Below are 16,370 nucleotides of genomic sequence, written 5' to 3' on the forward strand. Positions count from 1 at the left end.
TCGCAAATATACGTTAATTTGCAGAATGAGTTCTTTCTGACTATATCATCTAATACGAAAGTACCAGTGGATCAAAAAAACAAAGGGTTATTCAACGCAACAGAAACCATCATCTGCACGGCCATAACATTGTCATCACCGGCAAGAATTCATCCACATGATGAACGGGATCGCTCGTCTGTACTTTTCCCTGCCCGGTAGTTTTAACGAATTTATGCACAGAGCTAGCCATCAGGAGTGATCATATGCGTCATCTCGCCGTTATATCCAGGTTGACGGGCGTTTCCACCAATGTTGAAGCCTCTGAAGTCACACTTAATGCCCCTTCCATTGTGAAATTATCCGCAGAGCGTAGCGACATCAGCCAACTGGCTCGCGTGAATCAGGATCTGGTGATCACCTTTACGTCCGGTGAAAAACTGACCGTTAAAAATTTCTATGTGGCGAACGACCAGGGGGCCAGCCAACTGGTGCTGGAAGACAGTCACGGTGCTCTGTGGTGGGTGGAAAACCCGGAAAACGGTCTGCATTTTGAACAAATTTCAACCATTGACGATTTACTGGTTACTGCCGGCGAATCTCACGAAGGCGGAGCACTCTGGCCATGGCTTCTGGGTGGCGCGGTTGCTGCCGGTGGAATCGTGGCCATCGCATCCTCGGGAGGTGGCAGCAGTCATCATCATGATAACGACAATGGTAATCCTGATGATGGTTCCGGGAACGGCGGCACGCCGGGGGATGCGGGCGGAAATAACGGAAGTGGAAATAACAGCGGCGGCGATAACAACACGAACCTTCCGGGCGGGGAAAATTCCACACCACCGACGGCCCCTGTGATTACCAGCGCAACAGATGCCGTCTCCGCCATTACGGGGGCGATTCAGGAAAACCAGAGCACCAACGACAGCCAGCCGATGATTGCCGGTACAGGTGAAGCTGGCTCCGTCATCACCCTCTATGACAATGGGCAGGTCATGGGGATCGTTATCGTCGATGAACAAGGAAACTGGAGCTATAAACCCGACCTCCCGCTTTCCGAAGGCGAACACGTACTGACCGCGACCGCGACGGACGAAAACGGTAATACCAGCGCCATCTCCGGTGATTTCACCTTTACCGTCGACACGATTGCCCCTGATGAGGTCTCCGGGTTAGCGATTTCTGAAGATGGGCTCTGGGTTTCAGGGATCGCAGAAGCGGGTTGTGTCGTCACGATTTTCGACAACCAGCACAATGTCCTGGCCTCGGTTCAGGTCGATGACACTGGCCGGTTTACCGTTCGCCTCACTTCAGCGCAAACCGATTCCGAACAGCTGTATGCCGATATTTCTGACGCTGCGGGTAACGAAGGTGACGAAGCCGCCTTTCTCGGTTCCGACTCAGGTTTTCCTGATGCCCCCACCATTACCGGCATCATTGATGACACGCAACCCATCGCGGTGACGTTAGGCAGCGGTCAGTTTACCAAGGACACCACCCCCACCCTTACAGGTACCGCGTTGCCTGGCGCAGTCGTGACCATTTATGAAAATGGTATCGCGATCGGCACGGCGAGTGCCAACGATGGCACGTGGACGTTCGATCTGACAGATGTGCCTGAAGGGTTGCACAACTACACGGCCACGCAGACCACAGAGGACGGCGTCAGCGGCAATACGATAGAATTTGCGGTCACCGTGGATACTACCCCACCGGCGGCTCCCGACGATCTGCTCGTCTCGCAAAACGGAACCGTGCTGACCGGCAACGCCGAGGCGGGAAGTAAAGTCACCATTGCTGACGCCAGCGGCACCACGCTCGGCACCGTGACCGCAGACAGCGAAGGGAAATTCAGCTTCCCGCTCAATCCGCCACGGGTAAACGGAGAAGTTCTGACCGCCATCGCCACGGATAAAGCGGGAAATGACAGCTCGCCAGCCAACGCAACCGCTCCAGATACTACGCCTCCGCAGGCGGCCGGTGATCTGGATGTTTCCGACGATGGGACAACCGTAACCGGTACCGCCGAGCCAGGCACGACGGTGACCATTTACGGCAGCGACAACACCCCGCTGGGATCTGAACAGGTTCAACCCGACGGTTCATTCACCGTCACACTGAACCCACCACAAACCAACGGAGAGATTTTAACCGCCATCGTCAAGGATCCGGCGAATCTGACCAGTCCTCCGGCGACCGCCCTCGCCCCGGACACGACCCCGCCGCAGCCCGCCGGAAACCTGGACGTCTCGGATGATGGCACCACCGTAACGGGGACAGCAGAACCCGGCAGCACGGTGACGATTCGCGATCCGGACGGTAACCCGATTGGCCAGGGTCAAACCGACGGCGAGGGGAATTTCACCGTCACGCTGGACACGCCGCAAACCAATGGTGAAACGCTTACTGCCACAGTGACCGATCCGGCAAATCAGAACAGCACGCCAGCCAACGTTACCGCGCCGGATACCACCGCGCCGCAGCCACCTACGGCGGTTATTTCAACAGACGGCACCACCCTGACCGCCACCGCCGAACCCGGCAGTACGATTACGATTAAAGACAGTGACGGCAATACGCTGGCGGAAACCGGTCCGGTACCGGAGAGCGGAACGCTGGTGATCACCCTTAACCCGCCGCAGGCCAACGGTGAAACGCTGAGCGTCACCGCCACCGACGCCGCGAGCAATACCAGCCAGCCAACTTACGTTACGGCCCCGGATATCACAGCGCCAGACGCCCCCATCATCAGTGCGATTATCGATGATGCCGGCGCGCAGAAAGGCAATCTGAGTAACAGCCAGCGCACGGACGACAACACGTTGACCTTAAACGGTACCGGTGAACCCGGCGCAACCATCACCATTCTGGACGGAGGGACCCCGCTTGCGGGAACCACCACCGTGGACAGCAACGGCAACTGGACGCTCACCACACCGGTGCTGGGCGACGGCGACCATACCTTCACCGTCACCGCGACCGATGCGGAAAACCAGACCAGCACACCTTCTGCACCCATCACGATTACCGTCGATACCACGCCGCCAGTCGTTCCGATCGTGACCCTGACTGACAACACTGGCAGCAACGTAGGTGAACTGACGGACAACGACGTGACCGACGCCACGCAACCGGTGTTAAGTGGAAGCGGCACCGCCGGAGACACCATTACGGTGTATGACGGAACGGCGATCATTGGCACGACAAAAGTTGCGGAAAACGGGAGCTGGAGCTTTACCCCGACTCCCGCGCTGGGCGAAGGCGACCATACGCTGCGCGTCACCGCCAGCGATCCTCTGGGCAACACCAGCGAGAAATCCTCCCCGATAACCATTACGGTGGATACCACCGCCCCCGACACTCCGGCGCTGACGCTGACGGATGGCGCAAATGGCCCACTCACCGACGGTCAGGCGACCCGGGAAATCCAGCCGGTTCTGAGCGGTACGGGAACAGATGGCGATATCATCAGCATTTACGACAATGGCGATCTGGTTACCACCGTCACGGTGACTAACGGCGTCTGGAGCTACACGTCGGATGCCCTTGATGAAGGCGACCATGTTTTTACCCTCACCAGCACCGATCCGGCGGGCAATATCAGTGAACCCTCCGCGCCGATCGGCATTCTGGTAGATACCACCCCACCCGCCGTGCCCAACCTGACCGTCACTGACCGCGTCGGCAATCAGACCGGCACTCTCGATAACGGTCAGTACACCGATGATACGCGACCGCTGCTGAGCGGAAGTGGTGCGCCAGGCGACACGATCACTATCACGCTGGATGGCGTCGCGCTGCCATCGCTGGTGATTGATAATTCCGGGAACTGGAGCATCCCGTCGCCACTGCTGTCGCAGGGCGACCATATCATCAAGATCACCGCGACCGATCCTGCCGGTAACAGCAGCACCTCGCCGGATCGCATTGTTCGCGTGGATACCCAGGCGCCTGGCACGCCAACGCTGGCTGTGAGCGATGATGACGGGGCGTTGAACGCCGGAGCGCTAACCAACGATACCACCCCAACGCTGAGTGGGACGGGCGAGACGGGTAGCATTGTCACCATTCTGAATAACGGCGTGGAGATTGGCACTGCCGAGGTCATTGATGGCGTCTGGAGCTTTACCCCGGATAGCGCCCTGGTCGAAGGCCATTACAACTTTAGCGTGACGGCAAAAGATGCCGCAGGTAACACCAGTCAGCCGTCGGAGGCGACTGGCATCATCATTGATACCCAGGCACCCGACGCGCCGTTTATCACCTCGCTGGGCAGTCCGGCAGTCACCAATCAGCCCGGGTTACCCATTAGCGGTACCGGCGAACCCGGCAGCACCATCACCCTGTCGAATGGCAGCACGGCGATTGGCACGGCTGAAGTCGATGCCGCAGGGAACTGGACGATCACCCCGGATTCGCCGCTCACCGAAGGCAATTACACGTTGACGGCAACGGCCACCGATCCGGCGGGTAACGTCAGCACACCTTCTGCCTCCATCTCGCTGAACGTCGATCTGACTAAACCGGCGTCCCCGGAGGAGGTAACGATCACAGCCGATGGCGCGACGGTCAGCGGCACGGCGGAAACCGGCAGCACGGTGACGATCCGCGATACCGACGGCAATGTGATTGGTACGGGCGTGGCAACGGACGGCACGTTCCAGATTCAGGTCACGCCAGCGCAAACAGGCGTCAATTCGCTGACCGCTACGGCGCAGGATGCCGCCGGTAACACCAGCGATCCCACTAACTTTACCGGCTCCGGCACCGGGTTGCCGGTCATCAGCGCGATAGTCGATGACACCGGCACCATTCAGGGCGATCTGAAGAGCGGACAAACCACTGACGATACGCAACCGGGACTGCGCGGCGTTTCCACACCGAACTCAACCGTCGATATTCTGGTCGACGGCATCGTTGTCGCGTCAAACGTCCCGGTTGACGAGAACGGCAACTGGAACTGGACATCCACCGCCACGTTAGCCGAAGGCCTGCACACCTTCGAGGTTATCGATACTGTGGATGGCAGCAAAGCGTCAGCCGTGGTCAACATCACCGTCGATCTCACTCCACCGGCACAACCGTCGATTGGCAGCGTGACAGATGATGTCGCCCCGGGTACGGGAACACTGACCAGCGGGCAGACGACCAACGATACCCGTCCCACCCTGAGCGGCAGCGGCACCAACGGCGAAACCATCACGATTTACGATGGCAATACGCCAATCGGTCAGGTACAGGTCGTCAACGGCACGTGGAGTTTTACGCCTCCCACCGGTCTGGGGGAAGGCAGCCACAATCTGACCATCACTGCCACCGATGCGGCAGGGAACACCAGCGTCGCGTCGGAAGCATTTGTCGTGGTGGTGGATACCACGCCGCCAGTAGCGCCAACCCTTACCAGCGCCACGGATAACAGCGAGCCGCAAACAGGCGTCATCAGTAACGGTGGCAGCACCCATGACACCACACCCGCCTTTACCGGCAGCGGTGAAGAAGGCAGTACGATTACCCTCTATGACAATGGCGTGAAAATCGGCACCACGCAGGTCACCAACGGTAGCTGGAGTTTTACCTCTCCGACGCTTGCCACAGGCTCACATGCGATTACCGTCACCGCCACCGATGCGATGGGTAACGTCAGCGCGCCTTCCACCGCGTACACGGTGAACGTCGATACCACCGCGCCACGGGTACCGGTGATTCAAAGCGTCACCGATGACACCACTCCGTCAACCGGCGTACTGGCGAACGGACAAAGCACCAATGATACTCAGCCAACCTTCCAGGGAACGGCGGAGCCGGGCGCCACTGTTACGCTGTATGACGGCGGACTCGCCGTGGGCAGCGTGGTGGTGGGCACCGATGGAAGCTGGTCGCTCTCACCGGATACCCCATTAGGCAGCGGCCCACACAATCTGACCGTCACGGCCACGGACGCGGCAGGCAACGAAGGCCCGTCCGCCGCGTTCACTCTGACCGTGGACACACAGGCGCCATCGGCTCCTGTCATCAGTTCCGTCAGTGATGATGTCGCCCCGAATAGTGGTTCACTGAACAACGGACAAAGCACCAACGACACGCGGCCAACGCTGACCGGAACCGCCGAAGCGAACAGCACCGTCAGCATTTTTGACGGCACCACGCTGCTAGGCACCGTGCAGGCCAACGGTACAGGCGCATGGACCTTTACGCCCGCCACCGCGCTGGGCAATGGCTCACACACGTTCAACGTAACCGCCACAGACGCGGCCGGTAACGTCAGCCCTGGCGCTACCTTTACTGTGGTCGTCGATACGGTTGCCCCTCCGGCTCCCACCATCGTCAGCGTCATCGATAACGTGACGCCAGGAACGGGTGCGCTCACCAGCGGGCAAAGCACCAATGATACCCGCCCGATCATGACCGGAACCGGTGAACCCGGTAGCACCATTAACGTCTACGATGGCAACGTTCTGCTTGGCACCGCCACCGTGACCGAAGGCGGGAGCTGGAGCTACCGGCCGGACGGATTGTCCCAGGGGGGCCACTCGCTGAGGGTCACCGCCACCGACAGCGCGGGCAATACCGGCCCGGCATCAGCGAATTTTACGCTGACGATCGATACCGTTTCGCCTGGCGCGCCAATAATCAGTAATGTGCAGGATGACGTTGGCCCGGTCACCGGCAGTCTGAGCAGCGGTCAAACCACCAACGATGCGCGTCCTGTTTTCACCGGCACCGGTGAACCGGGGACCACAATCAGCATCGCAGACAACGGCGTTCCCCTCGCCAGCGTGACGGTTGAGGCGAACGGGAGCTGGACCTTTACCCCCACCAGCGATCTGGGCCAGGGGAATCATCCGTTAACCTTCACCCCAACGGATGCCGCTGGTAACGTCGGTCCTTCTGCCAGCTTCACCGTCACGGTAGATACCGCCGCGCCGCTGGCACCGGTAATTACTTCTGTGGTCGATGACAGCGCGCCGCAAACCGGCAATCTGTCGCCCAATCAGAGCACCAATGACACTCGCCCAACGCTTAACGGCACGGCAGAGCCTGGCACCACGCTAACCTTTACCGATAACGGCACGGTCATTGGCAGCCTCGTTGTCGGTACGGACGGCAACTGGACCTTCACACCAACCACCGCCCTGACTAACGGCGCGCATACCCTTGCTGTGACCGCGACTGACGCCGCGGGCAACGTCGGTCCGGCGGCCAGTTTCGCCGTCACGGTGGATACGCTGGCGCCAACCGCGCCGGTGATCACCACCATTCTTGATGATGTCAGCAATATCATCGGTCCCGTCGGCAGCGGACAAAGCACCAATGACCCCCTGCCAGAGCTGCGTGGCACCAGCGAGCCGGGCGCATTCATCACACTCTATGACGGCGCAACGTTACTCACGCCAACCCCGATTCAGGCGGATGCCAACGGCGCGTGGAGCTTTACGCCTACCACCGCACTGACGGAGGGTGCGCATACCTTTACCGCCAAAGCCACCGACGCCGCGGGCAATGTCAGCGCATCGTCGGCGACATCGACCATCGTGGTGGATACCACGCCGCCCGGCACGCCGACCAATCTGGCGGTGGTCACCAACGGCAGTCACGTCACCGGTACGGCAGAGGCCGGCAGCACGGTCACTATCACCAGCAGCGATGGCACGGTGCTGGGTACCGGCGTTGCGGACGGCACCACTGGCAGCTTTAACATTCTGATTACCCCTGCGCAGGTCGGTGGAGAGACGTTGCAGGTAGTCGCCCAGGACAAAGCGGGTAATACCGGGACCTCCGGCAGCGTCATTGCGCCGTTCAGTGGTCTGCCTGGAGCCCCGGTGATCGCCTCGTTGACGGACGATGTGGGCTCTATCACCGGCCTGGTGGCCAACGGTCAGGCCACCAATGACGCCAGACCGTTGTTAAACGGGACGGGTCAGCCGTTCTCCACCATCACGGTGTACAGCGACGGCGTCTCTATTGGCAGCACCAGCGTGGATGCGCAAGGTAACTGGTCGCTGACCCCGCAGGCCAACATCGCCGACGGAACGCACATCCTCACCGCCACAGCCACTAACACCAACGGCACCAGTACGCTGTCATCCGGTTATACCGTCACGGTGGATACGGTCACGGTCGCGCCAACGGGCACCGTGAGCGCCGACGGCGCCAGCATCAGCGGCACCGCTGAAGCGGGCAGTACGGTGAGCATCACGCTTAGCACGGGCTTAACGGTGACCACAACCGCCAACAGCAGCGGCAATTACACCTATACCTTCGATCGCAAACAGACCAGCGGCGAGAACATCAGCGTCAGCGCCACGGACGCCGTCGGCAACGCCTCGACCCCGACGCAGGTCACCGCGCCAACGCTGCCCATCTCGGCCAGCGATAACGTTGAAAATCTGGAGTTAACCTCCAGTGCCACCGTCACAACCGAGCAACTGAGCGACTATGGTTTGCTGCTGGTTGGCGCGCTGGGCAACGTGGCGAACGTGTTAGGTAACGATACGGCAGCCGTGGAGTTCACCATTCAGGACGGCGGCAGCGCCAGTCTGGTGATAGACGCCAGCACTACCGGGGTTGTGCTCTCGTTGCTGAATACGCAGGAGGTGGCGATCCAGAAATATGATGCCGCGACTAACTCGTGGACCACGGTCATCGACACCGCGCAGGCACAGTTTGCCAATTTACTGACGCTCGGCAGCAGCGGCGTCACGGTGAACGTGTCCGGACTGGAGGGCGGTACTTATCGGGTTCTGACTTATAACACCGCGCTGCTGGCAACCGGCTCTTATACCGCACTGAACGTCAGCGTCGAAGAGACCAGTGCCGGTACCATCACTACCACCACGCCGCAGACCGGCAACGTGCTGAATAACGACAGCGCGCCGCAGGATACCCTTGTCACCACAGTCACTAACGCCAACGGACAAGTCTTTACGCTTAACGCTGGCAGTAACGTCATTCAGGGCGTCTACGGCACGCTGACGATTAATCAGGACGGTAGCTACAGCTATGCGCTGAACCCGAACAGTCCGGCCTCAGTGATTGGCCGCACGGATAGCTTCACCTACACCATCAACGGCGGCGGCAACAGCGCCTCGGCGAAGCTGGTGATTACTCTGGGCAATGACGCTCCGGTCAGCAGCGTGACCGCCGTCGATAACGTCTCCACCCTGCCCTATGACACGCATGTGGAGGCGATCAACAACGGGGCGTCCTCGCAGGGCGGCTTTACGGTGGTGAACGTCAGTCTGGGCAACGTGCTGGATCTGGGCGTACTGGACAAACTGAGCAACCCAATTATTTTCGACGTTGAGCAGGGTTCTACGCGCACCATGACGCTGCAATCCTCCATTGGCGGCGTGGCGGTGGCGTCCAGCTTCGATCTGTACATCTATCGCTTCAACGACGTCACCCAGAAGTTTGAACAGTGGCGAGTGGAGAAAAACTGGCTGAACGCACCGCTGCTGGGCGGTCAGTCCGACAAGCTGACGCTGAATCTGCCGGGCGGCGAATACCTGTTCCTGCTGAACCCGGCATTTGGCGTCACGGCGTTAACCGGCTATACCCTGAACGTGCTGGAGGATCATGTTTACAGCGTTGACAGCCTGACCACCAGCACCCAGGGCAATGTGTTGAGCGACGATATCGCCCCCGCCGGCACGCTGGTCACCCAGGTAAACGGTGTGGCGGTTGCCGCTACCGGCACGACAACCATTGTCGGCACCTACGGCACGTTAACCATTGATGCGAAAGGGAACTACACCTACACCCTGAAAAGCGGCGTAGGTGCGGACGGCACCAAAACACCGGACAGCTTCATCTACACGGTGAAAGCGCCAAACGGGGATACCGATACCGCCTCGCTCAATATCCAGCCGACTGCCCGTCCGCTGGATGCCGTGAACGATGTCAGCGATACCCTGTTGGCCCCGTCCGTACAGGACACCACGAGTTATCTGGATTCCACCGTCGGGAGTGCCAGTTGGGGAGTCCTTGGCAGAACCGGTAGCGGCAGCGGAACCTTTGACGTCGCGGCAGGCACCATTCTGAAAGGCGCGTCCATCGTCTTTGATGTCTCGACGCTGGTGACGCTGGGCAATCTGACCATTAGCTGGTCAATACTGGAAAACGGCGTGGTCGTTCGCTCCGGTACCGTGCCGGTCGCCAATATCACGCTCGGCGGCGCCACCGTGACCGTCAATCTGAGCGGGCTGGAGCTGGATGGCGGCACCTACACGCTGAACTTCACCGGCAATAACACCCTGGCGGGCGCAGCGACCATTACGCCGAAAATCACCGGGACGACGGTCGATCTGGATAACTTCGAAACCTCCGGCACGCACACCGTCAGCGGCAATATCTTTGACGGCAGCGACTCCGGCGGTGCGATGGACCAGTTGAATACCGTCGATACGCGCCTGACCATTACCGGTTACAACGGCAGTACCGCCACGCTGGATCCTTACTCCAGCGCCACTACAACCATTCAGGGCCACTACGGTTCTCTGCAAATTCGCACCGACGGTTCGTACACCTACACGCTCAACAACGGTGTGGCGCTCTCGTCCATCACCACGAAGGAGACATTCACTTACACGCTCAATGACACCCACGGTCATACCGATACCGCCACGCTGACGGTGGATATCGCCCCGCAGGTAAGCAGTACCGTGCAAAGCGACGTGCTGGTGGGATCGGTATATGGCGACACGCTGATCTACAACCTGCTCAACGCCAGCGATGCCACGGGCGGCAACGGGACTGACACATGGAGAAACTTCTCGCTGGCGCAGGGCGACAAAATTGACATCGGCGATTTGCTGGTGGGCTGGAACGGGCAAACCGCCTCGCTGGGCAACTATCTCAGCGTCAGCACCAGCGGCGGCAATACCACTCTCTCTATTGACCGTGACGGGGCGGGCAGCACTTACCACTCCACGCAACTGGTAACCCTGGAGAATGTACAAACCACGCTGACGGAGCTTATCGAACAAAACCATATTGTGACCTGATAAAGGCCAGTAGCACGACCACACAACGACCCCGGGCGCACGCTCGCCCGGGGCAAAAAACAACGCTCAATTAGGGAAGAAAATGGGAAAACGACAGCTTACTTTCTGGTGGCTGGCGGGCAATCTGTGCGCTGCGCCCGCTATCGCTGCCGTGGAAATGCCCCGCATCGCCCCGCAGCAGTGGGTTGTACAGCAGGAACTGCCCGCGCTTGATGGCCCGATGCCGCAAAGCGGCGACAGCGCCGCGCCCGGTGAACTGACCCTCTCTCAGGCGGTCAATCGCGCTGTCACCTGGCATCCATCGATCGCGGAAGAGGTCGGTAAACTGTATGCCCAAATTCAGCAGGTCGATGTTGCAAAAGCCAAATACTATCCGCAGGTTAACGCCGGGATGAATAACGGCTATACCAACAGCTATTCCGACAGCGGATTCAGCCCGTCGCTGGTACTGTCACTGTCGCAAATGCTCTATGACTTTGGAAAAGTCGCAAGCCAGGTGCGGGCAGAAAACGCCGGCGTGGCGCAGGAGCAGGCCAACGTGCTGCTCAGCATTGATACCGTCAGCCATGAAACGGCAACCGCTATTGTACAGGTGCAGACCTGGCAGCAGATGGTGGCGGTGGCAAAGGAGCAACTGGATGCCCTGAGCGCCATTGGCAGGCTGGCGAATCAGCGCAACGATGAAGGCGCCAGCTCGCTGTCGGACGTGGTGCAGACCGATGCGCGCATTGAGGGCGCCCGCTCCCAACTCGTACAGTATCAGGCCAATCTTGAGAGCTCTCAGGCGACGCTCATGACCTGGCTGGGCTGGAAAAACCTTAACACCATCAGCAACGACTTCCCGCAAAAGCTGGGCCGCAGTTGCGAACTGGCAAAGCCGGATGACAAGCTGGTACCCGCCGTTCTTGCCGCCTGGGCGCAGGCCAACGTCGCCCAGGCTAATCTCGACTACGCCAACGCGCAGATGACGCCGACGGTTTCGCTGGAGCCGGAGGTTCGCCACTATCTCAATGATAATTATGCCGGGCATGAGTCCGTTGACCGCACTCAGTATTCGGCGTGGGTCAAAGTGGAGATGCCCATTTATCAGGGCGGCGGCTTAACCGCCCGGCGCAACGCCGCCAGCCACGCGGTGGAATCTGCCCAGTCAGCCATCCAGCGCACCCGGCTGGACGTTCGCAAGAAGCTGCTTGCGGATCGCAGTGAAGCGATGAACCTGGTGACCTCCTTGCAGATCCAGAAGCGTCAGGAGACGTTGAGTGAACGGACGCGCGAGCTGTACCAGCAACAGTATCTCGACCTTGGTTCCCGACCGCTTCTCGATGTGCTTAACGCTGAACAGGAGGTCTATCAGGCGCGCTTCGCACAGTTACAGACAGAGAGTCAGTTGCATCAACTGCAGCTTAACTGCCTGTACAACACCGGTCAGATGCGCCAGGCCTTTGGTCTGGAAAACCGCACCATTCAGTCAGTGGAGATTCAGCCATGACTCACGCCGACATTCCTGGCGACGAGCGCATCACCGCACCGGCGCTGGCCAACTGGGCGCGGGCAATGAGCCATATCGCCACCCATTATCGTATTGCCTGTTCTCCCGGCGCGTTGCAGGCCAGCGCCCCGTGGTTCCAGGATAAACCGATGCCGCAGGCGCTCAGCCAACTGGCCCGCCAGGCCGGACTCTCTTTTCAGCCGCTGGCTCCCAGCGAACAGTCGCTCACCCGCTGGCGTCTGCCGGTGGTGATCCAGCTCCAGGAGGGTGAACTGGTACTGGTTGAACAGTTCGACGGCGAAGACCAGCTTGACGTCTGTTTTATCAACGGCGAACTCCAGCGCAACCGGATCGCCCTGCGCGACCTGCTGCCGACGGTCCGTTTCATTATCGCGTTACGTCCGCTTTCCGCCGTGAAAGACCGCCGGGTGGATACCTATATCTCGCGTTTCAAACCCGACTGGCTGAAAAGCCTGGTGCTGAAAGATCTACGTCCTTACGGCCCGGTGATGCTGGCAGCATTGCTGATCAACATCCTGTCGCTTTCCGGGATCGTCTTCTCGATGCAGGTGTATGACCGGGTGATCCCCGCGCAATCGTGGTCGTCGCTGTATGTCCTTGCCGTCGGCGTTTTGATCGCCATGTTGTTTGGTTTTCTGCTGCGACTCGCCCGTGGTCATGTGATGGATCGGTTGGGTAAGCGCGCCGATATGCGGGTGTCGGATCGCGTGTTCAGCCACGCTCTACGCCTGCGTAATAGCGCGATCCCGCGCTCCACCGGCAGCTTTATTTCGCAGCTACGCGAGCTGGAACAGATCCGCGAGATGGTGACCTCTTCTACGATCTCCACCATTGTGGATCTGCCCTTCTTTTTCCTGTTCATCGTGGTGCTGGCGATCATCGCCCCGCCGCTCGCCTGGATCGCCCCGGTCGCCGCGCTGCTGATGATCCTTCCCGGTCTACTGTTGCAAAAAAAGCTCGCGGAGCTGGCGAATCAGTCAGCGCACGAGGCCACGCTGCGTAACGCCGTGCTGGTCGAAAGCGTTCAGGGGCTGGAGGACATCAAGCTGATGCAGGCGGAGAACCGGTTTCTGCAACAGTGGAACAGCTATATCCGCATCACCGCCGAGTCCGGACTGCGCACCCGCGAACTGTCGCAAGGGCTAATCAACTGGGGGGTGACCGTCCAGGGGCTGGTTTATGCGGCAATGGTGATGTTTGGCGCTCCGCTGGTGATTGAAGGCACGCTGACGACCGGCTCGGTGGTTGCTGCCTCCATGCTTGGCTCAAGAATGATCGCCCCGATGGGTAATCTGTGCGGCGTGCTGGCACGCTGGCAGCAGGTGAAAGCCGCTAAAAAGGGGCTGGACAGCATTATGGAACTTCCCACCGAGACCCAGCGTGACGAAACGCGGGTGCATCAGGAGATCTTTCACGGTCATTATCTGTTCGAGAACGCACAGTTTCGTTATCACAGTGAAGACCAGCGGGTGCCACTGCGCATTAACCGACTGGAGATCGCCGCCGGCGAGCGCATCGCGGTGCTCGGGCGCAACGGCGCGGGCAAATCCACGCTGTTGCAGGCGCTGGCAGGCGGCGTGGATCTGGTTGAGGGCGACGCCCGTCTCGATAACCTCAGCCTGCCGCACATCGATATGGCCGATTTGCGCCGCAACGTCGGGCTACTGAGCCAGAACGCGCGCCTGTTTTTTGGCACCCTGCGCGAGAACCTGACGCTCGGCGCCCCGCACGCCAGCGACGACGAGATATTTACCGTGCTGGAGATTTGCGGTGCAGCCAACTTCGTGAAACGGCTGCCGAAAGGGCTCGATCATCCGATTATGGAAGGCGGCAGCGGGTTATCCGGCGGTCAGCGACAGTCCATTATGCTCGCCCGCATGTTGCTGCGCGCCCCCAATATCGTCCTGCTCGATGAGCCCACCGCCTCGCTGGATGAGCATTCCGAACGCGAGTTTATTCAACGACTGGGACAATGGCTCGGCAACCGCACTCTGATCGTCGCCACCCATCGCGTACCGGTACTGGAGCTGGTCGAACGGGTGGTGGTGCTTAAAGAGGGGCAACTGGTGATGGACGCGCCGAAAGCGCAGGCGCTGGGGCAAAGTCGAATGGCCGCGCAGGTCAACACGCGGGAGTGGAAAAATGAAAACCAGTCAGCCTGACGCGACCCACGACGCGCTCGACGACAGCCGCGAGCGAGAATTCTCAGGTGCCAGCCGCATCATCTGGCTCACCGCGATCTTGTGTCTGCTTCTCGCGGTGTGGGCGTGGTTCGGCATTCTTGATGAGGTCTCGACGGGCACCGGCAAGGTAATCCCCAGTTCGCGCGAGCAGGTATTGCAGTCGCTCGACGGGGGGATCCTCGCCGAACTGATGGTGCATGAAGGCGATCAGGTCCAGGCGGGACAGGTACTGGCGCGAATGGACCCGACGCGCTCGGAGTCTAACGTCGGCGAAAGCGCCGCCCGCTATCGTGCCTCGCTGGCATCCAGTCAGCGCCTGACGGCTGAGGTTAGCGACAAGCCGCTGGTTTTCTCTGACGAACTGAACGCCTGGCCGGATCTGCTCGCCTCGGAAACGCGACTTTACACCAGTCGCCGCGCACAACTCGCCGACGCGCAGTCTGAGCTCAAAGAGGCGCTGACGCTGGTGAATAAAGAGCTGGCGATCACCGAGCGGCTGGCAAAAAGCGGCGCCGCCAGCCACGTCGAGGTGCTACGTTTGCAACGGCAAAAAAGCGATATTGGTCTGAAGCTCACGGATTTGCGCTCGCAATATTACGTCCAGGCGCGCGAGGCGCTGTCTAAAGCCAACGCCGAAGTGGCAATGCTCTCCGCCATCATTAAGGGACGCGAAGATTCGGTGACCCGCCTGACCGTTCGCTCACCGGTTCGCGGCATTGTGAAGAACATTCAGGTCACGACCATCGGCGGCGTGATCCCGCCAAACGGCGAGATGATGGAGATCGTACCGGTTGACGATCATCTGCTGATTGAAACGCGTCTGTCGCCGCGCGACATCGCTTTTATCCACCCCGGCCAGCGCGCGTTGGTGAAAATCACCGCCTACGATTACGCCATTTACGGCGGACTGGAAGGTGTTGTCGAAACCATTTCGCCGGATACCATTCAGGACAAAGTGAAGCCGGAAATCTTCTACTACCGCGTTTTCATTCGTACCCATCAGGACTATCTGCAAAACAAGCTGGGACGCCGTTTTTCCATCGTACCGGGCATGATCGCGACAGTGGATATAAAAACAGGTGAAAAAAGCATCGTCGACTATTTAATCAAACCGTTCAACCGAGCCAAAGAAGCGCTGCGCGAGCGGTAAATGCCTGATGATTGGGGGTGGCAAGGGCTGTCACAAGTCTGTTATACTTGTCTTAACACATTGGGGCTGATTCTGGATTCGACGGGATTTGCGAAACCCAAGGTGCATGCCGAGGGGCGGTTGGCCTCGTAAAAAGCCGCAAAAAATAGTCGCAAACGACGAAAACTACGCTTTGCAGCTTAATAACCTGCTCTGAGCCCTCTCTCCCTAGCTTCCGCTCTTAAGACGGGGATCAAAGAGAGGTCAAACCCAAAAGAGATCGCGTGGATGCCCTGCCTGGGGTTGAAGCGTTAAAACTAATCAGGCTAGTCTGGTAGTGGCGTGTCAATCCGCAGGTGCCAGGCGAATGTAAAGACTGACTAAGCATGTAGTACCGAGGATGTAGGAATTTCGGACGCGGGTTCAACTCCCGCCAGCTCCACCAAATCATGATCCGGATACGTCCGGTGAAGTACAGAAAGCCCGCATGGCACAAGCACTGCGGGCTTTTTTGTGTCTGTCGTTGTCCGAGAACATCCGGCTAAATCCAGAGAAAATTGGTACAC

4 protein-coding genes and 1 other RNA gene are annotated in these 16,370 nt (G+C 59.5%); all 5 read left to right on the forward strand.

The genetic code is table 11. From position 1 onward, the window contains the following. Window positions 1-245 precede the first annotated feature (245 nt). The 5 genes from KI228_RS16780 to ssrA all read left to right on the forward strand — a co-directional run bounded on the left by KI228_RS16780 (window position 246) and on the right by ssrA (window position 16,249). Window positions 246-10,982 (forward strand): BapA/Bap/LapF family large adhesin, encoded by a 10,737-nt coding sequence (locus KI228_RS16780; protein ID WP_212807506.1) that lies wholly within the window; start codon window positions 246-248, stop codon window positions 10,980-10,982. Between the two features lie 82 nt (window positions 10,983-11,064). Continuing rightward, on the forward strand, window positions 11,065-12,471 hold the full coding sequence (locus KI228_RS16785) for a TolC family outer membrane protein (RefSeq protein ID WP_061069704.1): 1,407 nt from the start codon (window positions 11,065-11,067) through the stop codon (window positions 12,469-12,471). Beyond that, entirely contained in the window at window positions 12,468-14,654 is a 2,187-nt protein-coding gene (locus KI228_RS16790) for a type I secretion system permease/ATPase (RefSeq protein WP_061069703.1), read from the forward strand. Before KI228_RS16785 ends, KI228_RS16790 begins: the two co-directional genes overlap by 4 nt. Then, window positions 14,635-15,825 carry a beta-barrel domain-containing protein gene (locus tag KI228_RS16795; protein WP_042999676.1) on the forward strand — a complete coding sequence of 397 codons (1,191 nt, stop codon included), beginning with the start codon at window positions 14,635-14,637 and terminating at the stop codon, window positions 15,823-15,825. Before KI228_RS16790 ends, KI228_RS16795 begins: the two co-directional genes overlap by 20 nt. A gap of 62 nt (window positions 15,826-15,887) precedes the next feature. Continuing rightward, window positions 15,888-16,249, forward strand: a transfer-messenger RNA (tmRNA) gene (ssrA, locus tag KI228_RS16800). Window positions 16,250-16,370 lie beyond the last annotated feature (121 nt).

Origin of the sequence: Citrobacter amalonaticus (genome assembly GCF_018323885.1) — a bacterium.
Taxonomy (GTDB): domain Bacteria; phylum Pseudomonadota; class Gammaproteobacteria; order Enterobacterales; family Enterobacteriaceae; genus Citrobacter_A; species Citrobacter_A amalonaticus.

Bases quoted from the DNA above. Each gene is read 5' to 3' on its own strand.
- KI228_RS16780 (WP_212807506.1), top strand. From the start codon at position 246: ATGCGTCATCTCGCCGTTATATCCAGGTTGACGGGCGTTTCCACCAAT.
- KI228_RS16785 (WP_061069704.1), top strand. From the start codon at position 11,065: ATGGGAAAACGACAGCTTACTTTCTGGTGGCTGGCGGGCAATCTGTGC.
- KI228_RS16790 (WP_061069703.1), top strand. From the start codon at position 12,468: ATGACTCACGCCGACATTCCTGGCGACGAGCGCATCACCGCACCGGCG.
- KI228_RS16795 (WP_042999676.1), top strand. From the start codon at position 14,635: ATGAAAACCAGTCAGCCTGACGCGACCCACGACGCGCTCGACGACAGC.